Origin of the sequence: Pseudomonas sp. LFS074, from assembly GCF_047978165.1 — a bacterium.
GTDB classification, from domain to species: domain Bacteria; phylum Pseudomonadota; class Gammaproteobacteria; order Pseudomonadales; family Pseudomonadaceae; genus Aquipseudomonas; species Aquipseudomonas putida_P.
Genome location: NZ_JBFPFV010000001.1, coordinates 3,334,192 through 3,357,214, shown reverse-complemented (window position 1 = coordinate 3,357,214; position 23,023 = coordinate 3,334,192). Strand labels below are relative to the sequence as shown.

Genomic DNA, 23,023 nt, shown 5'->3' with positions numbered 1-23,023 from the left:
AGGAGCACCGATGATTGTCTTGACCCGCCGTATCAGCGACCCCGGCACGCTTGCTGTGAGTGGCACCGTCACCCTCGATGTGGACAGTCGCATCAAGAGTCGTTTGCGGTTAACCCTGGACGATGGCCGCGAGGCCGGCTTGATGCTCGAACGCGGCCACCTGTTGCGCGGCGGTGAACTGCTGGCCGATGCCGATGGCACCCACCTGATCCGCGTGTTGGCGGCGCCCGAGGCAGTGTCCACGGTGCGCTGCGCCGACCCGCACTTGCTGGCCCGCGCCGCCTACCACCTGGGTAACCGTCATGTGCCGCTGCAGATCGAACCCGGCCTGCTGCGCTTTCAGCACGACCATGTGCTGGACGACATGCTGCGTGGCCTGGGCCTGACGGTCGAGGCCGAACAGGCCCCGTTCGAGCCGGAAGCGGGCGCTTACCAAAGTGCACCCCATGGCCACAGCCATGCTCATGGCCACGATCACCCGTTCGTACGCCTGCCTGCCCATTCCTGAACTGCCCTGGAGCAACCGATGAAAAAGACTTTCGCCCTGTTTCTGCTGATGCTGGCGCTGCCAGCCTTTGCCCACCCTGGTCATGACAGCAACCCGCTGCAGGACGGCCTGTTGCACCCGCTTACCGGGCTCGATCACTTGCTGATGCTGCTGGGCACTGGGGTGCTTGCCGCGTTGACTCGGCGCAGCCTGACGTTGCCCCTGGCTACGCTGGCTGCAATGTTCGCAGGCGCTGTGTGCGGGCACCTGTTCGGCGATGTGCTGGGCATGGAAGCCCTGATTGCCGCGTCGCTGCTGGTGGCTGCCGGGGCGGTGCTGCTGCCGAGCCGCCAGTTGCTGCTGGCAATGGCCATGCCGGTGTTTGCCTTGTTCCATGGCTGGGCCCACGGTGTAGAAGCCACGCCAAGCGCGTTCTGGCAGTTCAGTGCTGGCTTCGTCACCGTCAGCGGTCTGCTGCTGGCGGCCGGCTTCGCGGTTGGTTGCCTGCTGCGCCGCCACAGCGGCCTGCAAAAGGCTTTTGGCGGTGGCCTGCTGGCCGGCGCCGCGTTGGTACTGGCCGGTTGATGAACAGCGACCTGGCGTTGCTGCGCCTGCTGCAGCTGGCCAGCCCCGGCTTGCCGGTGGGCGGCTTCACCTACTCGCAAGGCCTGGAGTGGGCGGTCGAGGCCGGCTGGGTGCGTGGCGTGGACGGCTTCGTTGCCTGGCAACGCGAGCAGGTTCATGACACCCTGGCTTGCCTCGACTGGCCGGTTCTGGCGCGCTTGTACCACGCATGCCAGGCCGAAGATGCCGCAGCGTTCGGCCATTGGAGCCGGTTCTTGCTGGCCAACCGTGAAACGGCCGAGCTGCGGCTGGAAGAACAGCAGCGCGGTGCGGCATTGGCGCGGTTGCTCGACGGCTGGCAATTGGGCCAGGCACCGGCCTGGCGCGCCAGCCTTGAGTTAAGCCAGCTGGGCGGCATGGCCTGGCTGGCCGCGCACTGGGCCATCCCGCTGCGCCAATTGGCATTGGGCCATGGTTTTGCCTGGCTGGAGGGCGCGGTCATGGCCGGGGTCAAGCTGGTGCCGTTCGGCCAGCAGGCTGCCCAGACCTTGCTGCGCGACCTCGGCAACGAATTGCCCGCTGCGCTCGACCAGGCACTGGGCCTGGGCGACGACCAGCTCGGCGGTGGCCTGCCACTGCTGGCCATTGCTTCATCGCGTCACGAAACCCAATACACCCGTTTGTTCCGTTCCTGAGGACTGCCTGCATGCAAAGCTATAAACAACCCCTGCGCGTCGGTGTCGGCGGCCCGGTCGGCTCTGGCAAGACCGCGCTGCTGGAAGCGCTGTGCAAGGCCATGCGTGATCACTACCAGATTGCCGTGGTGACCAACGATATCTACACCAAGGAAGACCAGCGCATCCTCACCGAGGCCGGCGCCCTGGAGCCTGAGCGCATCGTTGGCGTGGAAACCGGCGGCTGCCCACATACGGCTATTCGGGAAGACGCTTCGATGAACCTGGCGGCGGTCGAAGCGCTGGCACGCAAGTTCGGTAACCTCGAAGTCATCTTCGTGGAAAGCGGCGGTGACAACCTCAGCGCTACGTTCAGCCCGGAGCTGGCTGACTTGACCATCTACGTGATCGACGTGGCCGAGGGCGAAAAGATCCCCCGCAAGGGCGGGCCGGGCATTACCAAGTCGGACTTCCTGGTGATCAACAAGACCGACTTGGCGCCTTATGTAGGGGCTTCATTGGAAGTGATGGAGCGCGACACCCAGCGCATGCGGCCGCAGCGGCCCTGGACCTTCAGCAACCTGAAGAAGGGCGAAGGGCTGCAGGCGGTGATCGACTTCATCGTCGAGCGCGGGATGCTGGGTGTGCGTGGCTGACATCGTGCGGCCCCTGTATCAGTTGTGACAGCAGTGTGCCTTGTCTGGCTGCCCTTCATAGCGGTCATGGTGCCGCACCCAGTCCATGGTCCCGCCTTCATTGCGTCCCAGTGGCGCAATGTCGAGGAAGTTGTAGGTATTGACCAGGATGTCCAGCCCGCGGGCGTAGGTTGAGTAGGTGTGGTACACGCTGCCGTCCGCTTCGCGGTAGAACGCACTCAAGCCAGGCAGCTCGCTTTCACTGCCGTTATACGGCTCATAGTTGTACTGCCGTTCACCCTCGTTGCCGACACTTACGCCAAAGTCTTCGTTGAAACCGCTGCCGTGTGACGAGTACCACGGGAACTGCCAGCCCATGCGCCGACGGAACGCCTGGAACTCGGCATACGGTGCCCGCGATACCGCAACCAGGGACACGTCGTGGTGTGCAAGGTGCAAGTTGGCACCGTCAAAATGGTCAGCCAGGAACGAGCAACCGGGGCAGCCCTCGCTCCAGCCCTCGGCGAACATGAAATGGTAAAGCAGCAATTGGCTGCGACCCGCGAACAGGTCGGCCAGGCTCAATTCGCCGTCCGGCCCGTTGAAACGATAGTCGTGTTCGACTTTGACCCAAGGTAGGGCGCGACGGGCTGCGGCCAGTGCGTCGCGGTGGTGGGTAAAGGCTTTTTCGTGCAGCCAGAGTTGCCGGCGAGCTGCCAGCCACTGGCTGCGAGAAACCACCGGGTGCCTGCTGTCGCTAGTGCTCATGGTGCTGTCTCCACGCTGGGGATTCACACCTTAGTCGAGCACGCCCAGGTCGAATCGACAGGCACCGGTGGCCGGGCGATGAGCGGTACCTTGCTCAGCCCGAGTGGGCGATATGCCCCTCGGCAAGCTCATCGGCGCCGTCATCCTCGCCAGGCAGGGCGGTGATCACGCTGAAATCGCTGACTTCCACCTTGCCGCCGCCATAGCCCAGCAAATGGAAGGAAAACGCCTTGCGCTCGGTCGGGTTGTCGAAGCTGAACTCCATCTCCAGCGGCTCGTCGGCGGTGACCTTTACCTCTTGTGGCAGGCCCAAGGGTACGTCCTGCTCCAACTGCTTGGCCTTGAGCTGGATATAGGCCGCACGTTTAGGGTCCAGCGAGCGTACCTTGACCCGCACACGGGTGTGCGAGCCTTCCGGCATTTCCAGGTACTGTGCGCCAATCAGGTTGTCGGCCCAGTCATCGTGGATGCGCTTGCGCAACTTGATCGGCGAAGGGCCGCCGAATTGGTAGCGCAGGTTGAGCGGGGTTTGCAGCAGGGATTGGTCGAGCACCCCGGCCAGGGCGCCGATCTGCTGGCCCAGCAGGCTGTCGCCTGGCCCAAGATAGCGGGCCTGGTCGGCGATGAAGCCCTCGCTGGCATAACGCCGGCAGCGCTGCTGGAAGTCACATTCGGTGAACACGCCCTGGCCGTTGTGGTAGCGCAGCATGCCGTTGGTGTAGGAGATCATCTCGCGGCCGGTGTCGTAGTCACGGTACAGCGAGCGACCGCCAAGCGCGACAGGAATGGGCAGTGCGAAGTAGTCGAGCAACGAGGTGGCCAGGTCGATGTGGCCGTAGGTGCCGCGCTTGATGGTCGGTAGCTGGGCCTGCTCCGGCGCCAGGGTAAGGTTGAAGCCCCAGGACGAAGCCAGGCGCACGCCATCGATGCCATGGGACTCGTCGGACGTCAGCACCACCAGCGTGTCCTTGAGTACGCCCTGGCGTTCGAGGTTGTCGAGAAATGCCCCGACGGCGTCGTCCAGGTAGGCGACCGCTGCCTGTTTCGGCGTGTCGTAGCGCTCGAGGTACTCGGCCGGCGCCGAGTAGGGCTGGTGGGTGCCCACGGTGAGCAGGGTCAGCATCCATGGCTTGTCCTGCTTCTGCAACTGGCCGACGTAGCCCAGGGCACCCTCGAAGAAGGCGCGGTCATCCTTGCCCCATGGGAAGTCCAGGTAGTTCTTGTTGCGGAACCACTCCAGGCCATGCACCGAATCGAAACCGATGTGCGGCATGATGCGGTCCTTGGCCATGAAGCGCAGGCCCGCGCCTTGCAGGTAGTGGGTAGTGAAACCGGCCTGGCGCAACTGTGCTGGCAGGCAAGCCTGGTTGCGCTCGTTCTGGGTCAGCAGCTCCACGCCCTTGGGCGTGCCATTGGCCAGTTTGTCGTAGTCGCCGCACAGCATCGCGTACAGGCCGCGGATGGTCTGGTGGGTGTGCAGCACGTAGTCCGGGGTGTTCATGCCGCGCTCGGCCCACTTGCTGAGCTTGGGCATCAGGTCTTCGTCGAAACGACTGTTCAGCGCCTGGCGGTTGGGCCGCAGGTAAGCGCCGGGGATGCCTTCCATGGTGATGACCAGCAGGTTGCGGGCAGTTCCCGGGCCGGTAAACAGCCTTTGCCCATGCAGGTCGGATTGGGTCAAGCCGCTGCTGGCCAGCGGGGTGAAGGGTTGCGTACGGCCAAGCCAGCCTTCGACCTGGCGTTGCAGGTTGCCAGCCCCGGCAGACATCAGCTGGTGGGTGAGGTTGTATTGCCGCCACTGGTCGGCATCGGAAGGCACCAGTTGCTGGCTGCCCCAGTGGGCGCCAAACAGCAGTACGGGGATGGCCCAGGCCTTGCGCGGCAGTGGCTGGCTACGCTGTGCGCGGCTGCGCCAGGCACAGGCCAGCCAGGCCAGCAGAGCACTGCCCAGCACCCAAGGCAGCCAGGCATGGGCCAGGCCGCCACCGGTGGAGTTCTCCATGAACTGCGGGTCGAGCAGGTAGGTCAGGTCGGCGCTGGTGGGCAACCGGCCCACCGCGCTTACGAGTTCGGCCGAGGCTACCCACAGGGCCGCCCAGGCCAGCAGCACGGGCAGTGCCAGCCACCACGGCCGGCGGTGCAGCAACAGCACCAGCAGGCTGCCGAGGGCGAGGTCGGACAGGTAACCGAGCGGGTTGGACCAACCCAGCATGGCGCGCGTACCCAGTGGGATCACCAACACCAAGGCTGCCAAAGCGGCAAGCCGGGTGCGTGGGTGGTCGGACAGGTTCTTCACAAAAACTTCCCTTTTGCCATTAAATCGTCATGCATCTGTGCTTGATGATAACAGGCCGGGGCAGGGAAGGCGGGCGGTTACAAGGCTGGTAACCAAAAGCCGGGCCCGTTCGCACGGGCTCGGCCGATGGCAAGTCTCAGAAGTAGTAAGGGAATTTCAGGCTGAAGGAGAAGTCTGGGGCATCGTCGGTCAGACCAATGGACAGGTTGGGCACGATGGTCAGGTTGTTGGTGGCGGCGAAGGTCAGGCCGATGTTGAAGTTGGCGGCGTTGTAGTCACTGTTGGAGATCGATTGCCAGTCACCGCCATCGGGTTTGATCTTGCTCTTGCGGGCGAACTGGTCGGACACCGAGAACGACATGCTCATCTTCTCGTTCAGGGCAAAGGCGATACCGCCGCCGATCTGCCACGAGTCGCCGAGCTTGACGTCACCCGGCACCTTGCTGTTGACCTGCGGGCTGATGTCGCTGAACGAGTCCTGCATGTTGTAGGTGTAGGACAGGCTGCCGAACAGCACAGCCGGGTCGAAGGTCTTGACCAGCGAGATACCCGGTGTGATCGACCATACGCCGTTGCCGGTGGGCAGGCTTTCCGGCACCGACAGGTTGCTGTTGCCGTCTACCTCGCGCAGCTTGATGCCATACGGGTCCTTGCCGGTCGGCGCCTTGACCCGCAGGGTGGCGACGGCGTCAGGCCAGGTTTCGTCCTCGTCGAGGAACTTGTAGGCCACTCCAACGTTGACATCGCCAATTTCAGGGTCGCGAGTGACGGTTGCATCGGAGGTACTGGCCCCGGCGCCACCGGCGCCGCCAGACGAGTAGGTGGACTCGCGGTACACCACGGGCACGTTGATATCGAACTGCCAACGCTGCGCCAGGTTGTAGCGCGCAGTCATGTCCAGGGTCCAGTTGTCGGCCTTGATCCGGTCAAGGTTGATGCTGCCCAGAAAGATCGAGTCCAGCGCCAGGAAGCCATTGAGCGTAAGCGCCCGGGTATCGTAATGGGTATACGTGACGCCTGTTTCGAAGCTGAACTTGCCGCCGCCAAAGAACCCGCTGGCTTCGTCATAGAGGTTGGAAACGCTTTGCGCCGGTTCGGAATCGGCCGTCAGCGCCTGCCCGTACGAGCTACCAGTGGTGCCAGGCGTGCCAGAAGCGACAGTCTGCGCACCCTTCACCCCCTCGGCGGGGGACTTGACCAGGCGTTTGGGCGGCGCCGCTGCAGGGGCCTCCTCAACCTGGCGCACGCGTTGCTCCAGCACCATCAGTGCCTGTTGCTGTGCCTCGTACCGACGTTTGAGTTCGATCAGTTCCTGTTTCAGCGCTTCGACCTGAGGGTCGGCGGCTGCGTAAAGTGCTGTGGCGGGGGCCAGGGTAGCGAAACACACAAAAGCTCTAAGCGTAAAAGATCGGTACATGGAGTTGCCGTCCCTTCCAACTACTTTTGATGAGACTGAGCGTAGATCAGTATCCGAAGGTGCGAAGACCTTTGAGCTGGTCAAGGCTGCCGTTGAGCGAAGCCGCGGTCGGCACGCTCTCACGCATCACGACATTCAATGATGTGACGTTGCTGACCAGGTTGCCGTTGCCGAGCAGTGTCGAGTTCTGCATCAGGCCGCCTTGGGCCAGCCGCTGCATGCTGCTGCCTTGGTTATTGCTGGCATTGATGTTGAGTTGCACGCCCACACCGCTGGAAGACACACTGAGCGCACCAGCGCCGTTCTCCCCAACCAGGGTCTGGCCGGCGGCCAGTACCTGCCCTTGCTGTTGTACGGCGGGAGCCTGGTTGGCCTTGGTCACGTTGATGTCGACGTTGTTGTAGGCGGCATTGTTGTCGCCGGCCGCGCGTACCACCTGGGTCACACCCTCGGTGGTGGCAAGGCCGTTGCCACCTGTGACCACGCCAGTCCCGGCGGCGGAGGCACCGCTCGGTGCCGTGCCGGTGCCTTTTTCATCAATCATCGAGACATAGAACTGAGGCTTGATGGTCGACTGCTGAACCTGCAGCGTTGACGTTGCCCCGATCACATCGCCCTTGGCATTTTGCCAGGTGCTGGACATGACGATGCCGAAGCTCACGATTCGTCCGGGCATCACGTAACGGCCGCGTAGGTTCGCCAGCTCCTGGTCCTTCAGTTCGATGGGTTTGAACGCCTCTGCGTGGCTGGGCAAGCTGGCTGCCAGGCAGGCCATGGCCAGCCACAATGAAGTCTTCATGAAATGCTCCCTGGAGCATCATGCTCCTTGTCATTAGAACAGTCGTTAGAAGAAGTCGCTTTTGATGAAGCCGAAGTCCAGTAGCTCGGTGTCCTTCACTGGGGTGAAGTTGTTCACCCGGCCCTTGGCGGTCAGTGGCAGGGGCGGGTCGAGCAGGACGTTGTTCTTGTCGTAACCTTGGCCGATCACGGCGAAGATGATGCCGTTCCAGCCTTTGAGGAAATCGTCGATCTTGTAGCGCCTGTGGCCCAGCACCGGGTCACCGACGTACACCCAGCCTTTGTCGACCTTCTGCATGACCACGAAGTGCTTGTAGCCGCGCACATCCATCAGCACCACGACCGGAATGCGCACGCTGTGCAGGGTGTCGGGGGCCACCCGGTAACCGCGGGCACGCATCCCCAGGCTCTCGACGTAGCGTTTCATGTCGAGCATCGAGAAGCCTTGTGTGCGCACCAGGTCCTGGTCGGCGTGGGCCAGCATGCCTTCGATGATCTGGTGTTCGTCCACATCCAGCCAGTAGGCCTGGCGCAGGATGGTCGCCAGCGCGGCGGCGCCGCAGCTGAAGTCGGTCTTTTGTTGCACCAGGTCGGCGAACTTGCGCTCGCGAACGCTCTGGATTGGTTTGAACACCACAGCACCGCCCGGCAGGACGGACAGTGGCATTTGTGCAGCTTCGCTCACGCTGGCCAGGCACAGCAGAAACGCCAGGGCGATAATGCGCATGATCGGATGCCTTCCGGTTCTGTTGAAGAAAGGCCCCCCGAAGGGGGCCTCAAGCACAACGGTCAGAACGAGGTGTTGGAGATGGCCAGCGAGTTGCTCTGCTGGTTGCCCACACCGGCTGCCACGTTCACGCCCAGGTTGCCGCTGCCACCGTTCACCGAACCGCTAAGGGTTGCAGTGTTGGTAACAGGGTTGGCCCAGCCGGTCGGGGTCAGCACTTGGAAGGACACGGTATTGCTCAAGTCGTAAGCACTGCTTTCGCTGTAGCTCTTCGACACGTCGTTCGAGGATTGTTTCGATTTTTCGCCAGACTTCGAGAAGTCAGACGCCGAAGCATTCTCGTACGAAGAATCGTGAGACTTGGTGTACGAAGAATCCTTGGACTTCTCGTACGACGATTGATGCGACTTGTCGTAGTTGGAGTCGAAGGCCTTCTCGAACGACGAGTCGTAGGCACTTTCGTGCGACTTGTCGACCGAGACATCCAGCGATGCATTCAACGAACCGTCGAAGGTGCTGGAGCGGGTGCGCTCGCGACGGCCATCATCGGTGGTGAGGGTGCGGGTAGCGTTGGCTGCTGCATCCAGCGATGCGTTGAGGTTGGCGCTGCTCGACGAGCTGTTGCTGCCGCTGGCTGAGCCGTTCAGGCCCCAGCTGTTGGAGCCACTGGCGCTGGAGTTGTTGGAGCCGCTGGCGTTCGAGCTGCTCGAACCGCTGGAATTCCAGCCACTGGAGCCGCTGGAGCTGGCGCTTTGCGCGCCGGCCACGCTGAAGCTCGACGACGAGCTGCGGTCGTCGGTCGAGTTGAACGTGCCATCACGCGAGCTCGAGCCGCTGGCCGAGGTGGTGATGGTGATCGTATCCACACGGTAGGTGCGGTCGGCGCCGTTGTTTACCGTCAGGCCTGGCCCGTCCTGATTGGCCGAAGCGGTGGCGGTGGCGTTACCCAGTGGGGCGCCGGTGTTGGCGATGGCCATGGTGTTTTTCTGCTGGTTGAGGTCGCCGCCGGCGATGTTGATGCCGATGTTGCCCTCAGCCCCGCTGGCCGAGCCGCTCATCACAGCCGAAGACTGGGTCGAGTAATTGTCGACCCGGTTGTTTCTGCTGGTTTGCTCGACGTCGGCGGTGGCGTTGGCCATGCCGAACACGAAGCTGTTGTCCAGGCTCGACTCGGAGCCGGCGTTGGCAATGGCCGCGGCGTTATCCTGCTGGTTACCGTTACCAGCCGCCACGTTGATGCCGACGTTGCCGCTGGAGCCTGTGCCAGAGTCACTCATCTCGGCTTCGTTGATGGTGCCTTGGTTGGTGATGCGGTTATCGGTGCTGGATTGGGTATCCCAGGCATTGGCCGTTGCATACACAGGGATTTTGGTGGGTGGAGGCGTGTGCTGACCATTGTTATGGTGGCCGTTATGGTGGTCATTACGCCGATCGTTTTGCCCAGCTTGTACAGCAACAGCCATGACCGCAGCAATTGCGAAAACCAGAGGCTTGATTGCCATCGAGGGTTTCATGGTGATTCTCCGTACTCTATTAGGTTAAGTGTCGTTCTTAACTGAAGGGTCAATCCGCGACCCGGATGCTCAAGGTGTTGGCCATGCGGTTTCCCACCCCGGCACTCTGGTTCAACTGGATCACGCCACGGCTACCGGTGAAGGCCTGATCACTGGTGGTGACCTGGCGATAGCCGGCTGGAATGTCAGTTGCTCCGGAGTTGTTGATCAGCGCCACGTTCTGTTGCATGAGGACGCTGTCGTCGATGCTTTGCGGCTGCGCACCAATACTGATGCTCAGTGCGTTGGCTTGCTGGGTGTTGGCGCCGGCGCTCTGGTTGACCCCCAGGGCGCCACTGCCGTTGCTGAAGGCGTTGCCCTGGATGGTCGAGCGGGCATCCATCGCGGGGTCGGCGGGGGTGTTCAGGCGTTGGCGGATCTGCGTGCTGGCGTTTGCTTCAGGGCCGACGGCGATGGCGCGCGCATTGACCTGTTGCTGCTTGTCGCCAGCGGCCTGGTTGACCGACAGGTTGCCCTGATAGCGGCTACCGGAGCTGTCGATGTCGGCGTTGTTGATGACTGGAACCAAGGATTGCGCGAAGGCCGGTGCGCTGCACAGAGCGGCCAGAATCAGCAGCATGTGCTTCATCTCACTTGCCCCCGCCGGTCAGGATCTGCAGCGGCGCGAGGCCACGCTGCACACTTGAGTTGACCATGTTGGCGATGCCGTTACCTGAGCCACCGGTGCCGCGCCCGCCCGACAGATTGGGTAATTGGTTCTGGTTACCGAGGTTACCGCCCAGGTTGTTGGTCTGCTGGGTGATCATGTTGCTGATGCCTGCGCCGCTGCTGATGCTGGCGAAGTCGCCATCACTCAGTTCGTTGGTTTGCTTGAGCACGTAGGCAGAAGGGTTGGCGTTGACCGTGGTAGGGCTTGGGTCTGGGATCAGGGGAGGGATCGTCGCGTTGCGTACCTGCACGTCGCGCTTGATGATGATGATCCCGTTGTCCGCTTGGGCCGTCAGGCTCAATGACCCCAATACGCAACCTACCAACAGCAGGTGATGGAGGCGTTTGTCTCTTTTCCTCACGACGGCAACTCCTTCTTTGAGCGCTGGCCCTGTTCAGCGATGCGAACAACAGAGCAGAAGGTGTGCCGTTTTTGAGAAGCGTTTGCAGATCAAGCGGTTAGCCTGGATGGCTAACAAACTGCGGCGTATTCTGTCTCAGTGATGAAACAGCTGGCCGCAAGCGTTGCTAGGCAAGCCAGCAGTGGCCTTGATTGGAAGGGTTTTTGCAAGGGTGTTTCATGAGCTTGACACTGTGCCCGAAGCGGGGGAAAGCCCCGCAATTTCGGGGGCTTTGCCCCAACGGAGTGTGTCAGGGGCTTAACACTCGGTCGGGCAGGCTGGCGTATCGCTATCAAGCAGCGTAGCAACTGCTTGCAAGGCCAGCAATTGGCGCTGTGGCCAATTGCCCTCAAGTATCTGGTGCGGCTGATTGTTCCGCTTCAGCCAGGCCAGGCTGTCGTCGAAAAAGCGTTGGCGGTCGCCAAGGTCGGGCTGGCAACGCTGGCCATCGCCAACCCAATCCACCCCTTGCGGGCTAAGCAACAGGTGCAGGTCGTAACGCCGCGCCAGCAGTGCCTGTTCAAGCCAGGTCGGGCAGTCATCGAACAGCGCTTGGCTCCAGAGCATATTGCTGAGCAGGTGGGTGTCCAGAATCAGCAGCGGCGGTGCCTGCTCGCGTGCCCGGTCTTCCCAGGCCAGTTGCCCGCGGGCGATGGCGGGAATGTCGGCGTAGCAGGTATCGCGGCGTTCCTGGTCGATGAAATGGCGCACGTACTCGGCCACTACCACGCCACCGAAATGCGCCTGGATCACCCCGCCAAGCCAGCTTTTGCCGCTGGACTCGGGGCCGCATAGCACCAGTACCTTCATGGCCTGCTCTGCGTTCATGGCTGCACCAATGCCGGGTCACGGCGCCATTCCAGCCAGCCGCGCAGGGCAATCAGGGTGAGTACGGCGAAGAAGCCTGCGGTGAAATACAGCTGCTGGTGCAGGTATTGGCCTACATAGATGATGTCGACCACCACCCACAATGGCCAGCACTGCAGGCGTTTCTGTGCCATCCACAGTTGCGCCACCAGGCTGAAGCCGGTCAGGGTGGCGTCCAGCCAGGGCAGGGCAGCATCGGTCCAATTGGCCATGGCCGCGCCCAGGGCGGCGCTCAGCAGCACCCCGGCGGCCAGGCCGGTGAACAGCGCCGGGCGTTGCAGGCGGGAGACCTGGCGGGCTTCTTCTGCGTGCTCGGGGCGCTTCCACTGCCACCAGCCGTACAGTTGCAGGATGGCGTAGGCCACTTGCAGCAGCATGCCCGAGTACAGCTTTACCTCGTAGAACAGCCAGCCGTAGATCAGCACCATGACCAGACCGATCGGCCAGCACCAGGCGTTCTGCTTGACCGTGAGCCAGACAGCGGTGACGCCGAGGACGGCGGCGATGAGTTCAAGGCCGGACATCGGCGATCCTTGGAGAGACTATCGGGGAAGGGGCGCGATTGTAACGGGTCGGCCGGGGAAGGTGTAGGGCCGTGAGGGAGCGGCCTTGCGTCGCGAAAGGGCCGCAAAGCGGCCCCAGGATTACGGCGTCAGCGCATAGATTGCCGGCCTTTCGCGGCACAAGGCTCCCACAAGGGCTGCGCTGCGTTCTATCGCTATACCCGAAACTGCCGCAGTAACTGCTCCAATTCCTCGCTCAACTGCCCCAACGCCATCCCGGCATCGCTGGACTGCCGCGCCGCATCAGCGGTCTGCTGGGACAGCCCTGCGGTGTCCAGCACGTTGCGGTTGATTTCTTCGACCACATGCGCCTGCTGCAAGGTGGCACTGGCGATGGATGCATTCAATGCAGTGAGGTTGTTCAGTGCCTGGTTGATGGCGTCCAGGCTTGCTCCGGCCTCGCGGGCTTGCTCGACGGTCTGGCGTGACGCCTCGCTGCTGGTGTCGATGGCCTTGACCGCAGCGTCCGACTGGCTTTGCAGGTGCTCGATCATGGTGTGGATTTCGGCCGTTGACTGCGCCGTGCGCTGGGCCAGCAGGCGCACCTCGTCGGCGACCACGGCAAAACCGCGGCCTTGCTCGCCGGCCCGTGCCGCCTCGATGGCCGCGTTCAGCGCCAGCAGGTTGGTCTGCTCGGCAATGGAGCGAATCACCTCCAGCACGCCGCCAATGCGTGTACTGTGCCCGGCCAGGTCGCGGATTACCTGCACGGCCTGCTCGATGGTCAGCGACAGCCGATCGATTTGCGCCAGGCTGCCGTGAATGGCCTGCTGGCCGTGCGTCACCTGCTGCTGTGCGGTGCGCATTTCCCCGGCGGCTTGTTCGGCAGTCTTGGCCACGTCCTGCACGGCGTAGGTCACCTCATTCACCGCCGTGGCCACCTGGTCCATCTGCAGCGATTGCTGGGCGCTGTGTTGTTGTGCGGCGCCCGCATTGTCGCCGACGTGCCCAGCGGACTGGGCCAGCGCATGGGCCGCCCCCTGCAGCTGGCCGACCACGCCTTGCAGCTTGCCGTTGAAGCGGTTGAAGTGCTCGCCCAGGTGGGTGATTTCATCGCGGCCATGGGTGTCCAGCCGTCGAGTAAGGTCGCTTTCGCCGCTGGCGATGTTGCCCATCGCCTGCACCGCTTCTTGCAACGGGCGGGCGATGCTGCGGGCAATCAGCATGACCAACAGCGCCATCAACAGGGCAATGCCCACGCCGACCAGCGAGGCGTCGCGTAGCTGGCGAGCGAACTCGGCCTGTACGTCATCGACGTACACGCCCGAACCGATGATCCAGCCCCACGGTTTGAACAGCTGTATATAGGAGGTTTTAGCGACCGGCTCGCTGGCGCCGGGCTTGGGCCAGCGATAGTTGACCGGGCCGGCGCCCTGCTGGCGGGCCAGGGCGACCATTTCGTTGAACACGGCAAAGCCATCGGGGTCGCGGATGGCGGAAAGGTCCTGGCCGTCGAGCTTGGGGTTGGCCGGATGCATGATCATCGTCGGCCCCAGGTCGTTGATCCAGAAATAGTCGTCGTGGTCGTAGCGCAGCGCTCGCACCACTTGCAGTGCTTGCTGCTGGGCGGCTTCGCGGCTGAGCGTGCCGGCCGCCTCCAGGCCTTGGTAATAGGCCAGCACACCGGCGGCGGTCTGCACCACATGGCGGGTCTTTTCTGCCTTGGCCTGGTACAGGTCACCGTGGATCTGGCGCAGCATCAGCAGGCCCAGCACCACCAGCATGGCCACCGCCACTACAAGGATCAGCCACAGGCGACGACTGATCGACATCGATCTCAGAGTGTTCATCCACCAGCTCCCGCATTGTTCTTTTTATTGAGGTGCATCGAAGCATGCTTTGCAGCAAGTCCCCACCCGACTAATGGCTAAGTGCTATCTTCGTAATAGTCTGCAGCAGGTCGCGTAAAGCGATTGCAAAGGCGCTCTGCTAGGATTTCGGCCGCGCAAGATGAAACCTTTAACAAGCGTGAACTTTTCTACTGGCGTTGCGCCCAACAGTCGCTGTAAAACAGCCGGGCCGCGTGCGGCAATCACAAGCAAATCAAGAACAAGGGGCCTGCAACGAGCAGCGCTCCATCGGGGGAATGATGGATTTTTGGACTGCCTTCCAGGCAATCATCTTGGGCGTGGTCGAGGGGTTGACGGAGTTTCTGCCGATCTCCAGTACCGGCCACCAGATCATCGTCGCCGACCTGATCGGTTTTGGCGGCGAACGGGCCATGGCTTTCAACATCATCATCCAGCTGGCGGCGATCCTGGCGGTGGTGTGGGAGTTTCGCGGCAAGATTCTCGAAGTGGTCTTCGGCCTGACCAGCCAGCCCAAGGCGCGCCGCTTCACGGGCAACCTGCTGTTGGCGTTCATGCCGGCGGTGGTCCTGGGCGTGCTGTTCGCCGACCTGATTCACGAGTACCTGTTCAACCCGATCACCGTGGCAACGGCACTGGTGGTCGGCGGCGTCATCATGCTCTGGGCCGAGCGCCGCGAGCATCGTGTGCAGGTGGACCATGTGGACGACATGCGCTGGAGCCATGCGTTGAAAATCGGCTTTGTCCAGTGCCTGGCGATGATCCCGGGCACGTCACGCTCCGGCTCGACCATTATCGGTGGCCTGCTGTTTGGCCTGTCGCGCAAGGCAGCGACCGAGTTCTCGTTCTTCCTGGCAATGCCAACCATGGTCGGTGCAGCGGTGTATTCGGGCTACAAGTACCGCGACCTGTTCCAGCCCGCTGACCTGCCGGTGTTTGCGATTGGCTTCGTGACTTCGTTCATCTTCGCCATGATCGCCGTACGGGCGTTGCTCAAATTCATTGCCAACCATAGCTACGCGGCATTCGCCTGGTACCGTATCGTGTTCGGCCTGCTGATTCTGGCGACCTGGCAGTTTGGCTGGGTTGACTGGTCGACCGCACATGGCTGAGGCACTGCGCGGGCAACGAGCCGAAGGCGTGCGCAATGTGCGCCTGAAGCTGTTGCTGTTAGGCCTGCTGTGCCTGTTGCCAGGCCTGGGTGCGGCGCGCATGGCCTGGAACGACCAGGCCTGGTGGCCGCTGGCGCTGTACCCGGCGATGAGCCTGATCAGCCTGTTGCTGTACTGGCAGGATAAACGGCAGGCGCGTACCCAGGCCTGGCGCACACCGGAAAAAGTGCTGCATGCCAGTGAATTGCTGGGCGGCTGGCCGGGGGCGCTGTTGGCGCAGCAGCTGTTCCGACACAAGACCCGCAAGGTCTCGTACCAGTTGGTGTGCTGGGGGATTGTGCTGGTGCACCAAGTGTTCTGGGCCGACTGGCTGTTTTTTGAAGGGCGCTATCTGCCCTTTGCTTGAGGTTTACCTGTACCGGCCTTTACGCGGGTACAGGTCGATCACATGACCAGCCCCACCTGCAACCGCTTGGGCAGGCGTCGCACCACCAATTGATGCGAGCGCTGCAATAAGTCACACAGCTCATCACGCCCCATTGGGTAGGGCAGTGCCATGCTGACCCACTTCGCCCGCGCCAGGTATGGCGCCGGCCGAACCCCAGGGCGGTCGCAATAGCCGAGAAACAGCTCGTCGGCCACCTTGAACGACAAGCCTGCGCCGGCCAGGTCGAGTACCGCGAACATCTTGTTGCCCGCCACCGAGAACACCCGGATGCCGCCCCATTTGTAGTCTTCCCGCGCACCCGGCAGGCTCAGGCAAAACGCCGCCACCTGGGCTTGGCTCATCTTTCGCTCAGACATACCGCTCTCCACAGGCTTCGAATGATGCCGCCAGGTGATCGATCCACACCCGCACTGCAGGCAGCAAACCACGCCGATGGGGATACACCGCCTGCAGATAGCCACCCGGTAGCGACCAGTCTGGCAGCAGGCGCACCAGTTCGCCGCGCTCCAGTTCTTCTTCACAAAACATGCTGGGCAACGCAGTGAAACCCAGGCCGGCTCGTACAGCAGCATTACGTACTACGAAATCATCGATCGCCAAGCGTGGCTCTAGGGCGATTTCCTGCTGCTTGCCATCGGGGCCGAGCAGGCGGAAGTGCACCAGCCGGTCTGCCTCGGCGGCGCCCAGCACCGGTAATGACGCCAACTCGCCTGGTTCTCGAATGTGGTCAGCGAAACCGGGCGCGGCCACCAGTTGCATTTGCGCCTGGCGCAGGCGGCGGGTAACCAGGGCCGGGTCTTCGTCGCCCAGGTCGCGTACGCGCAACGCCACATCGATACCTTCGGAAATCAGGTCTACCCGGCGGTTGATCAGCACCATGTCCAATTGCACCAGCGGGTACTGCTCAAGAAAGCGGCTGATCACATCCGGCAGGAACGCATGCGCCAGAGCTACCGGGCATGACACGCGCAAACGCCCGCGTGGTTCGCTGCTCATGCTGGCCACGGTTTCATCGGCAGCTTCGGCCTCCAACAGCATGGCCTGGCAATGATGCAGGTAGCGCTCACCTACCGCGGTGAGCTTGAGTTGCCGGGTGGTGCGTTGCAGCAGGCGTGTGCCCAGGCGCTCTTCAAGTTCGGCGATACGCCGTGACAGGCGCGACTTGGGGATGCCTAGCTGGCGCCCGGCGGCGGCGAACCCGCCGGCTTCGACCACGCGTGCGAAGTAAAAGAGGTCGTTGAGGTCTTGCATGGGAATGTCTCACTGTTCCACCTGTGGGACAAACTAACGCATTTTTGCCAGCTTATCAGCCATTGCTCACCTCGGTAGGATTCTCCCCATCGTGATCGCCCACTGATGCGGTCTTCATTAACAGGAGAGTCCCATGAAACTGTTGCACATCGATTCGAGCATCCTGGGCGACAATTCCGCCTCCCGCCAGCTGAGCCGCGAAGTGGTCGAGGCCTGGAAGGCTGCAGACCCAAGCGTCGAGGTGGTTTACCGCGACCTGGCGGCCGATGCCATCGCCCACTTCTCTGCCGCTACCCTGGTAGCTGCGGGCACCCCTGAAGACGTGCGTGACGCCGCCCAGGCTTTCGAAGCCAAGCTGAGCGCCGAGACCCTGGAAGAATTCCTGGCTGCCGACGCTGTTGTGATTGGCGCGCCGATGTACAACTTCACCGTGCCGACCCAGCTCAAGGCCTGGATCGACCGCGTCGCTGTCGCCGGCAAGACCTTCCGCTACACCGAAGCTGGCCCCGAAGGCCTGTGCGGTGACAAGAAAGTGGTGCTGGTTTCCACCGCCGGTGGCCTGCACGCTGGCCAGCCGACTGGCGCCGGGCATGAAGATTTCCTGAAAGTGTTCCTGGGCTTTATCGGTGTCACCGACCTGGAAATTGTTCGCGCCCATGGCCTGGCCTATGGCCCGGAGCAGCGCAGCCAGGCGATTGATGCTGCACAGGCGCAGATTGCCAATGAGCTGTTTGCTGTGGCCTGATTCAACGGCCCTGCTCGGAACATGAAGGTTTTCGCGCCCCCACAGCGGGGGGCGCGACAGCCTTACGCTACCGGGATCGCCGGATCAGCCGCAGCCAGTGCTGCTGTGCGATCGGCTGCTGGCGGGTAAATCCACACGGTATTGATTTGCGATTTCAGTACTTTGGCCTCGGCCTTGTCCTGCGGTGGTGACACCGTACGTTCCCATCCCTCGGTATACACCGCACCCCAGGCACCCAGGTCAAGGCAAGTCACGTACTTGGGCTGGCTATAGGTCTTCGGCACCACGCCAACCAGTTCGGCGGCCGCATTGTTGCCCGCATGACGCCCCAGCGCAATCGCGTGCTGGCAAGACATCACCGCATGGTTGCCAAGTTCGTCACAGGCGGCGTAAGCCACGTCTCCAGCGGCATACACCGAATCACTACCCTTGACCTTGAGGTTGCCATCGACGTGCAGGCGCCCCTGATGGTCGCGCTCGCCACTGATCTGCTCGGTGAGCGGGTTGGCCTTGAAGCCCACAGTCCAGATCACCGTACCCGCGTCGATGCGTTGGCCGTTGTCCAGCAGCACGCCGGCAGGCTCTACCGAAGCCACCGTAGCGCCACAGATCCATTCAACGCCCAACGCCTCGCTTGCCTGCTCGATGCTCGGGCGGATGCCGTCACCCAGGGCCGCGCCAATTCTTGCGCCTCGGTCGACTATCACCACACGCAACGCAGCGTCTTCACCCAGTATCGCGCGCAAGCGGGCCGGTAGTTCGGTGGCGGTCTCTATGCCGGTAAAGCCGCCCCCGGCCACCACCACGGTATTGCGTGCCGGTGTGTCGGGCAGCCTTGCCAGCGACTTGAGATGGGTTTCCAGGCGTGCGGCACTCTCGAGTTTGTCGACATCGAAGGCATGTTCGATACCGACCCTGTCAGGCCGGTTCAGCTCGCTGCCACAGGCCACGATCAGGCGGTCGTAGGGCAGGGCGCACGACGTGCCGCTGGGGGTGCGATAGCTGACTCGGCGCGCCCCTTCATCAATATGGCAGGCGGTGCCTTGCACGAAGCGGACATTGACGGCATCGAACAGCGTGTGCAGCGGCGCGGCCATGGTGTGTACGTCGGGCTCGTAGAAACGCGGACGCACATGCAGCTCGGCCTGAGGCGCAAGCAGGGTGACCTCGACATCCTTGCTGCCGTTGAGGTCAAGCTGACGGATGGCGCTGAGCGCGCTCCACAGGCCGGCAAAACCCGCGCCAATGATCAGGATCTGCTTCATGGTTGTGCTCCTTTGAAGTTCGGATGACAAGGTAGACCCAATTGGGGGTCAACGGTGTTACCAGCGTCTGCAGGAGTGCTTCAGAATGTTGGCGGCGTGATTACCCAGATCACCACGGCATCCACTTCACCGGGGTTGCCATAACGGTGTGGTTCCTGGCTCGAGAAGCTGAAGCTGTCGCCTTCGCTCAGTTGGAAATGGCGCTCGCCTACCCATAGCTCGAAGGTGCCGCTCAGCAGGTAGCCGGCTTCTTCGCCGTCATGGCTGTAGCTTTGCTGGCTGTAGGTGCCCGGGGGGAAGCGTGAGTGCAGGATCTCCAGCTGGCGGTTGGGCTGCGGGGTGAGCAGTTGATCGACGATGCCGTCTTCATAGTGCACGCTCAGGCGGCTGTTGCGCCGCACCACATAGCCCTGGTCCTCGGGCGCGGTGGTGGCTTCGCTGGCGAAGAACCACTGGATGGTCACGCCCAGGCTGCGGGCGATGTTGAACAGCGCCGGGATAGACGGGTAGGAGAGGTTGCGTTCCAGCTGGCTGATGTAGCCCGCAGTCAATTCACTGTGTGCGGCCAGCTCCGCCAGGGTCATGCCGCGGCGCTTGCGCAGGCCGCGGATGCGTGTGCCGAGAAACTGCGGTGCGGCGCCCCCGGTTTCGCTGGCGGGGGGCTGGGGGAGTTGGCTCATGCACGTCGGTCCATCGCAAAAGCCGCAGTATGTACAGCCTCAGAGCGCCCAGGCAACTGTCAGGCCATCGTGAATGGCCTCTTCGGCCGTGCGCGGCGCCAGGCAGTCGCCAATCCGTCGTACCTCCACCAGGCCTGCCAGTTCAGTGGCAAGGCGGTCTTCCGGTTGATGGCCCAGGCACAGCACCAGGGTGTCGATGCCTTCGAAGATCATTGGTTCGCCGCTGGCGGTGTGCTGCAGGTACACCGTATTGTCGTCGCTGCCATACAGGCGGGCATAAGGGGTGATGGGGATGCCCAGGCGATGCAGCTCGCCGGCCAGTTGATCGCGTACATAAAGCGGCAGGCTTTCGCCGCAATGGGTGCCGTTTACCGCCAATTGCACCTGATGGCCCTCGCGTACCAGGCGTTCGGCGATACCGGGGCCGATCCAGTCGCAGCGCCAGTCGACCACCAGCACCGAACGCCCCAGCTTCACTTCATTGCGCAGGACTTGCCAGGCGTCCACCACCTGCAGCTCCCCGGTACGCTCGAACGCCGGCCAGTATGGGGTGGCACCGGTTGCCGCGATGACCAGGTCCGGGCGCTCGCGTTCGACCAGGGCGCGGTCGACCCGGGTATTGCGCACTACCTCTACACCGGCCAGGGCCATTTCCCGCTGCAGGTTGGTGCTGGCACCGCCGAACTCGCTACGCCTTGGCAGCAGCTGGGCCAGCAACACCTGCCCACCCAGCTGCGGGCCGGCCTCGTACAGGGTGACCTGGTGCCCGCGCGCGGCGGCCACGGCGGCGGCCTTCATACCGGCAGGCCCGCCACCTGCGACCATGATGCGCTTGGGCGAAATGGCGGGCGTAAGTTGCCCGTATTGCAGCTCACGACCGGTTTCTGGACGCTGAATGCAGGAAATGGCCAAACCACGGTGGAAATGGCCGATACAGGCCTGGTTACACGCGATGCAGGCACGTACGTCCTCGACCTGGCCGCGTTCGGTCTTGCTCGGCATCAACGGGTCGCAAATCAACGCTCGGGTCATGCCGCACACATCGGCCTGGCCGCGCGCCAGGATCAGCTCGGCTTCCTGGGGCTGGTTGATGCGCCCGGTGACGAACAGCGGTATATCGAGCTGTTGCTTGAAGGTGCCGGCCTCGCGGGCCAAGTAAGCCGCCTCGATCGCCATCGGCGGCACGATATGCACGGCGCCGCCCAGCGATGCCGAGGTGCCGGCGACGATATGCAGGTAATCGAGCTGGCCCTGCAAGGCCACGGCGGCCGCCAGTGACTCGTCTTCGCTCAGGCCCTGGGTGTCGCGCTCGTCAGCGCTGATGCGCAGGCCGATGATGAAATGTTCGTCGGTGGCGGCGCGCACAGCGGCCAGCACTTCGCGCAAGAACCTCAAGCGCTGCGCCAGTTCGCCGTTGTAGCCATCGCTGCGCAGGTTCACCCGCGGGTTGAGGAACTGCGCGGGCAGGTAGCCATGGCTGGCGACCACCTCGACGCCATCCAGCCCGGCCTGGTGCAGACGGCGGGCGGCGCTGGCGTAGCCCTGGACGATTTCGTCGATCATCGCCTGGTCCAACGCGCGCGGCATTACCCGGAAGCGCTCATTGGGCACTGATGAGGCCGAGTAGGCCACCGCCAGCAGGCCGTCCGCCGACTCCATGATCTCCCGCCCGGGGTGGAACAGCTGCGACAGCACCACGGTGCCGTGCGCATGGCAAGCCTCGGCGAGCTGGCGGTAGCCATCAATGCACGCATCGTCGGTGGCCATCAGTACGTGTGAGGTGTAGCGGGCACTGTCGTGCACCCCGGCGACCTGCAGCACGATCAGGCCGACGCCACCGGCAGCACGGTCCCGCTGGTAGGCGATCAGCTTGTCGTTGACCAGGTTGTCGGTGGGCAGGCAGGTGTCGTGCCCGGTTGACATGATGCGGTTCTTCAAGCGTTTGCCGCGGATCTGCAAGGCTTCGAACAGGTGAGGGAAGGCGGTTTGCATTCTGGCGGCTCCGGTGCGGTGTTGTTCTTGTTTTTATTATGAAAGTGTAGCAACAGTAAAAAATCAACTTGTTTTTTTAATGGTGCACGACTAGGTTTTCGTCACCCTCTCAGCGAGGGTGTGACCTCACAACAACAAGAAAACGGGCCCGTAGGGCACCAGCAGAGGGAAACTACGATGCAGCTATTTCCACGTGTGACCAGCCTTTGTGCAGCCTTGCTGGCCCTTGGTCTGGGCAATGCGCATGCCGCGCCGCAGATGGTCGTGGTCGGTTACGGCGGCGCAGGCCAGAAAGCCCAGGATGAGGCGATCTTCAAGCCCTTCAGCGCCCAGGATGGCAGCAAGCTGATCCAGAGTGAGTACAACGGCGAGATGGCGCGCATTCAGGTAATGGCCGACACCGGTAATGTCGACTGGGACGTAGTGCAGATCGAGGGGCCGGACTTGATGCGCGGCTGCGATGAGGGCGTCTACGAGCACTTGGACTGGCAGCGCCTGGGCCATGCCGCCGAGCTGGTCCCTGACGCGGCGCAGGACTGTGGTTCGGCTGCGCTGGTGTGGAGCGTGGCCATCGCCTATGACCGTAGCAAACTAGCCCAGGCGCCGGCTTCGTGGGCCGATTTCTGGGACGTGAACAAGTACCCGGGCAAGCGGGGCCTGCGCAAGCGCGCGGTGTACAACCTGGAGTTCGCTCTGTTGGCTGACGGGGTCAAGGTCGAGGACGTTTACCAGGTTCTGTCCACGCCGGCGGGTGTCGAGCGGGCGTTCGCCAAGCTCAGTGAACTCAAACCCTACATCCAGTGGTGGGACGCCGGCGCCCAGCCAGCGCAATGGCTGGCGGCGGGGGATGTGGTGATGACGTCGACCTACAGCGGGCGTATCGCTGTGGCCGCGCAGCAGGGCAGCCCGCTGGCCGTGGTCTGGCCTGGCAGCCTGTACGGCATGGACTATTGGGCAATCATCAAAGGCTCGCGGCATGTCGACCAGGCGAAACGGCTGATCGCCTACGCCAACCAGCCAGATACGCAGGTGCGGTATGTGCAACAGATCCCCTATGGGCCGACCAACACCCAGGCAGCCGCCAAGCTTGACCCGGCCTTGGCCAGCTGGGTGCCTACGTCGCCGCAAAACCTGCAGGGGGCGCTGGCGATGAATGTGGAATTCTGGGTCGATCATGGCGAAGAACTGGAGCAGCGCTTCAATGCCTGGGCCAGTAAATAGCGCTCAGCACAGGCACAACCATGATGACTGCAACAAAAAAGCCAGCGGCAGGCGCTGGCGGCCTGGCTACGGATGCTGAGCA

24 protein-coding genes are annotated in these 23,023 nt (G+C 62.9%); 8 read left to right on the top strand and 16 right to left on the bottom strand.

Translation table 11 applies throughout. From position 1 onward, the window contains the following. Positions 1-10 precede the first annotated feature (10 nt). Genes ureE through ureG form a run of 4 tightly spaced genes read left to right on the top strand, consistent with a single transcriptional unit; the run spans position 11 to position 2,381 of the window. Entirely contained in the window at positions 11-508 is a 498-nt protein-coding gene (gene ureE, locus ACNQP3_RS15370; protein WP_012272561.1) for an urease accessory protein UreE, read from the top strand. Positions 509-526: 18 nt separating this feature from the next. Beyond that, the gene (locus ACNQP3_RS15365; RefSeq protein ID WP_012272560.1) at positions 527-1,072 is read left to right on the top strand and encodes a HupE/UreJ family protein; all 546 of its coding nucleotides are present in this window, start codon (positions 527-529) and stop codon (positions 1,070-1,072) included. Next, positions 1,072-1,746: an urease accessory protein UreF gene (locus ACNQP3_RS15360; protein WP_012272559.1), complete on the top strand. Its 675-nt coding sequence runs from the start codon at positions 1,072-1,074 to the stop codon at positions 1,744-1,746. The genes ACNQP3_RS15365 and ACNQP3_RS15360 overlap by 1 nt, the downstream gene beginning before the upstream one ends. 11 nt (positions 1,747-1,757) lie before the next feature. After that, the gene (ureG, locus tag ACNQP3_RS15355) at positions 1,758-2,381 is read left to right on the top strand and encodes an urease accessory protein UreG (protein ID WP_264316149.1); all 624 of its coding nucleotides are present in this window, start codon (positions 1,758-1,760) and stop codon (positions 2,379-2,381) included. 18 nt (positions 2,382-2,399) lie between these two features. Here ureG and ACNQP3_RS15350 read toward each other — a convergent pair whose 3' ends face one another. The 11 genes from ACNQP3_RS15350 to mcpP form a co-directional block, all read right to left on the bottom strand. Further along, positions 2,400-3,128 carry a DUF899 domain-containing protein gene (locus ACNQP3_RS15350; RefSeq protein WP_012272558.1) on the bottom strand — a complete coding sequence of 243 codons (729 nt, stop codon included), beginning with the start codon at positions 3,126-3,128 and terminating at the stop codon, positions 2,400-2,402. 94 nt (positions 3,129-3,222) lie between these two features. After that, positions 3,223-5,424, bottom strand: coding sequence for an LTA synthase family protein (locus ACNQP3_RS15345; protein WP_012272557.1), 2,202 nt, complete (start codon positions 5,422-5,424; stop codon positions 3,223-3,225). 136 nt (positions 5,425-5,560) lie between these two features. Continuing rightward, the gene (locus tag ACNQP3_RS15340; protein ID WP_012272556.1) at positions 5,561-6,841 is read right to left on the bottom strand and encodes a hypothetical protein; all 1,281 of its coding nucleotides are present in this window, start codon (positions 6,839-6,841) and stop codon (positions 5,561-5,563) included. Positions 6,842-6,887: 46 nt separating this feature from the next. Continuing rightward, positions 6,888-7,640: a hypothetical protein gene (locus tag ACNQP3_RS15335; RefSeq protein WP_012272555.1), complete on the bottom strand. Its 753-nt coding sequence runs from the start codon at positions 7,638-7,640 to the stop codon at positions 6,888-6,890. A gap of 45 nt (positions 7,641-7,685) precedes the next feature. Then, positions 7,686-8,366 carry a C39 family peptidase gene (locus ACNQP3_RS15330; protein ID WP_012272554.1) on the bottom strand — a complete coding sequence of 227 codons (681 nt, stop codon included), beginning with the start codon at positions 8,364-8,366 and terminating at the stop codon, positions 7,686-7,688. Positions 8,367-8,428: 62 nt separating this feature from the next. Beyond that, a complete protein-coding gene (locus ACNQP3_RS15325; protein ID WP_060514103.1) occupies positions 8,429-9,880 on the bottom strand; it encodes a hypothetical protein in 1,452 nt (483 codons plus the stop codon). Positions 9,881-9,929: 49 nt separating this feature from the next. Continuing rightward, complete coding sequence (locus ACNQP3_RS15320) at positions 9,930-10,508, bottom strand: hypothetical protein (protein WP_012272552.1); 579 nt, start codon at positions 10,506-10,508, stop codon at positions 9,930-9,932. Position 10,509: 1 nt separating this feature from the next. Next, entirely contained in the window at positions 10,510-10,950 is a 441-nt protein-coding gene (locus tag ACNQP3_RS15315; RefSeq protein WP_012272551.1) for a hypothetical protein, read from the bottom strand. A 297-nt stretch (positions 10,951-11,247) separates the two neighbouring features. Beyond that, a complete protein-coding gene (locus tag ACNQP3_RS15310) occupies positions 11,248-11,817 on the bottom strand; it encodes an AAA family ATPase (protein WP_264316148.1) in 570 nt (189 codons plus the stop codon). Next, positions 11,814-12,380 (bottom strand): nicotinamide riboside transporter PnuC, encoded by a 567-nt coding sequence (pnuC, locus tag ACNQP3_RS15305; RefSeq protein ID WP_012272549.1) that lies wholly within the window; start codon positions 12,378-12,380, stop codon positions 11,814-11,816. The genes ACNQP3_RS15310 and pnuC overlap by 4 nt, the downstream gene beginning before the upstream one ends. Positions 12,381-12,574: 194 nt before the next feature. Then, on the bottom strand, positions 12,575-14,209 hold the full coding sequence (mcpP, locus tag ACNQP3_RS15300) for a methyl-accepting chemotaxis protein McpP (protein WP_060493131.1): 1,635 nt from the start codon (positions 14,207-14,209) through the stop codon (positions 12,575-12,577). 299 nt (positions 14,210-14,508) lie between these two features. Between mcpP and ACNQP3_RS15295 the strand changes: the two genes are divergently transcribed. Beyond that, positions 14,509-15,339: an undecaprenyl-diphosphate phosphatase gene (locus ACNQP3_RS15295; RefSeq protein ID WP_012272547.1), complete on the top strand. Its 831-nt coding sequence runs from the start codon at positions 14,509-14,511 to the stop codon at positions 15,337-15,339. Beyond that, a complete protein-coding gene (locus ACNQP3_RS15290) occupies positions 15,332-15,745 on the top strand; it encodes a DUF1294 domain-containing protein (protein WP_069942478.1) in 414 nt (137 codons plus the stop codon). Before ACNQP3_RS15295 ends, ACNQP3_RS15290 begins: the two co-directional genes overlap by 8 nt. A 38-nt stretch (positions 15,746-15,783) precedes the next feature. On the opposite strand, the gene ACNQP3_RS15285 is transcribed toward ACNQP3_RS15290, so the two are convergent. Both ACNQP3_RS15285 and ACNQP3_RS15280 read right to left on the bottom strand, forming a co-directional pair. Beyond that, positions 15,784-16,143 carry an MmcQ/YjbR family DNA-binding protein gene (locus tag ACNQP3_RS15285; protein WP_012272545.1) on the bottom strand — a complete coding sequence of 120 codons (360 nt, stop codon included), beginning with the start codon at positions 16,141-16,143 and terminating at the stop codon, positions 15,784-15,786. Beyond that, a complete protein-coding gene (locus tag ACNQP3_RS15280) occupies positions 16,136-17,038 on the bottom strand; it encodes a LysR substrate-binding domain-containing protein (protein ID WP_012272544.1) in 903 nt (300 codons plus the stop codon). The genes ACNQP3_RS15285 and ACNQP3_RS15280 overlap by 8 nt, the downstream gene beginning before the upstream one ends. 133 nt (positions 17,039-17,171) lie before the next feature. Here ACNQP3_RS15280 and ACNQP3_RS15275 point away from each other — a divergent pair, with 133 nt between their 5' ends. Next, positions 17,172-17,783: an FMN-dependent NADH-azoreductase gene (locus tag ACNQP3_RS15275; RefSeq protein WP_012272543.1), complete on the top strand. Its 612-nt coding sequence runs from the start codon at positions 17,172-17,174 to the stop codon at positions 17,781-17,783. Positions 17,784-17,845: 62 nt separating this feature from the next. On the opposite strand, the gene ACNQP3_RS15270 is transcribed toward ACNQP3_RS15275, so the two are convergent. From ACNQP3_RS15270 to ACNQP3_RS15260, 3 genes are all read right to left on the bottom strand, one after another. Further along, positions 17,846-19,048, bottom strand: a complete 1,203-nt coding sequence (locus ACNQP3_RS15270) for an NAD(P)/FAD-dependent oxidoreductase (protein WP_264316147.1) — start codon at positions 19,046-19,048, stop codon at positions 17,846-17,848. Between the two features lie 80 nt (positions 19,049-19,128). Beyond that, a complete protein-coding gene (locus ACNQP3_RS15265) occupies positions 19,129-19,728 on the bottom strand; it encodes a helix-turn-helix domain-containing protein (protein ID WP_012272541.1) in 600 nt (199 codons plus the stop codon). Positions 19,729-19,767: 39 nt separating this feature from the next. Then, positions 19,768-21,720 carry an FAD-dependent oxidoreductase gene (locus ACNQP3_RS15260; RefSeq protein WP_264316146.1) on the bottom strand — a complete coding sequence of 651 codons (1,953 nt, stop codon included), beginning with the start codon at positions 21,718-21,720 and terminating at the stop codon, positions 19,768-19,770. Positions 21,721-21,897: 177 nt separating this feature from the next. Here ACNQP3_RS15260 and ACNQP3_RS15255 point away from each other — a divergent pair, with 177 nt between their 5' ends. Further along, entirely contained in the window at positions 21,898-22,941 is a 1,044-nt protein-coding gene (locus ACNQP3_RS15255; RefSeq protein ID WP_012272539.1) for an ABC transporter substrate-binding protein, read from the top strand. Positions 22,942-23,023 lie beyond the last annotated feature (82 nt).

What these genes read in the sequence shown, in the direction of transcription:
- ureE (WP_012272561.1), top strand. Translation starts at nt 11, where the DNA reads ATGATTGTCTTGACCCGCCGTATCAGCGACCCCGGCACGCTTGCTGTG.
- ACNQP3_RS15365 (WP_012272560.1), top strand. Translation starts at nt 527, where the DNA reads ATGAAAAAGACTTTCGCCCTGTTTCTGCTGATGCTGGCGCTGCCAGCC.
- ACNQP3_RS15360 (WP_012272559.1), top strand. Translation starts at nt 1,072, where the DNA reads ATGAACAGCGACCTGGCGTTGCTGCGCCTGCTGCAGCTGGCCAGCCCC.
- ureG (WP_264316149.1), top strand. Translation starts at nt 1,758, where the DNA reads ATGCAAAGCTATAAACAACCCCTGCGCGTCGGTGTCGGCGGCCCGGTC.
- ACNQP3_RS15350 (WP_012272558.1), bottom strand. Translation starts at nt 3,128, where the DNA reads ATGAGCACTAGCGACAGCAGGCACCCGGTGGTTTCTCGCAGCCAGTGG.
- ACNQP3_RS15340 (WP_012272556.1), bottom strand. Translation starts at nt 6,841, where the DNA reads ATGTACCGATCTTTTACGCTTAGAGCTTTTGTGTGTTTCGCTACCCTG.
- ACNQP3_RS15335 (WP_012272555.1), bottom strand. Translation starts at nt 7,640, where the DNA reads ATGAAGACTTCATTGTGGCTGGCCATGGCCTGCCTGGCAGCCAGCTTG.
- ACNQP3_RS15330 (WP_012272554.1), bottom strand. Translation starts at nt 8,366, where the DNA reads ATGCGCATTATCGCCCTGGCGTTTCTGCTGTGCCTGGCCAGCGTGAGC.
- ACNQP3_RS15325 (WP_060514103.1), bottom strand. Translation starts at nt 9,880, where the DNA reads ATGAAACCCTCGATGGCAATCAAGCCTCTGGTTTTCGCAATTGCTGCG.
- ACNQP3_RS15320 (WP_012272552.1), bottom strand. Translation starts at nt 10,508, where the DNA reads ATGAAGCACATGCTGCTGATTCTGGCCGCTCTGTGCAGCGCACCGGCC.
- ACNQP3_RS15310 (WP_264316148.1), bottom strand. Translation starts at nt 11,817, where the DNA reads ATGAACGCAGAGCAGGCCATGAAGGTACTGGTGCTATGCGGCCCCGAG.
- pnuC (WP_012272549.1), bottom strand. Translation starts at nt 12,380, where the DNA reads ATGTCCGGCCTTGAACTCATCGCCGCCGTCCTCGGCGTCACCGCTGTC.
- mcpP (WP_060493131.1), bottom strand. Translation starts at nt 14,209, where the DNA reads ATGAACACTCTGAGATCGATGTCGATCAGTCGTCGCCTGTGGCTGATC.
- ACNQP3_RS15295 (WP_012272547.1), top strand. Translation starts at nt 14,509, where the DNA reads ATGGATTTTTGGACTGCCTTCCAGGCAATCATCTTGGGCGTGGTCGAG.
- ACNQP3_RS15290 (WP_069942478.1), top strand. Translation starts at nt 15,332, where the DNA reads ATGGCTGAGGCACTGCGCGGGCAACGAGCCGAAGGCGTGCGCAATGTG.
- ACNQP3_RS15285 (WP_012272545.1), bottom strand. Translation starts at nt 16,143, where the DNA reads ATGTCTGAGCGAAAGATGAGCCAAGCCCAGGTGGCGGCGTTTTGCCTG.
- ACNQP3_RS15280 (WP_012272544.1), bottom strand. Translation starts at nt 17,038, where the DNA reads ATGCAAGACCTCAACGACCTCTTTTACTTCGCACGCGTGGTCGAAGCC.
- ACNQP3_RS15275 (WP_012272543.1), top strand. Translation starts at nt 17,172, where the DNA reads ATGAAACTGTTGCACATCGATTCGAGCATCCTGGGCGACAATTCCGCC.
- ACNQP3_RS15270 (WP_264316147.1), bottom strand. Translation starts at nt 19,048, where the DNA reads ATGAAGCAGATCCTGATCATTGGCGCGGGTTTTGCCGGCCTGTGGAGC.
- ACNQP3_RS15265 (WP_012272541.1), bottom strand. Translation starts at nt 19,728, where the DNA reads ATGAGCCAACTCCCCCAGCCCCCCGCCAGCGAAACCGGGGGCGCCGCA.
- ACNQP3_RS15260 (WP_264316146.1), bottom strand. Translation starts at nt 21,720, where the DNA reads ATGCAAACCGCCTTCCCTCACCTGTTCGAAGCCTTGCAGATCCGCGGC.
- ACNQP3_RS15255 (WP_012272539.1), top strand. Translation starts at nt 21,898, where the DNA reads ATGCAGCTATTTCCACGTGTGACCAGCCTTTGTGCAGCCTTGCTGGCC.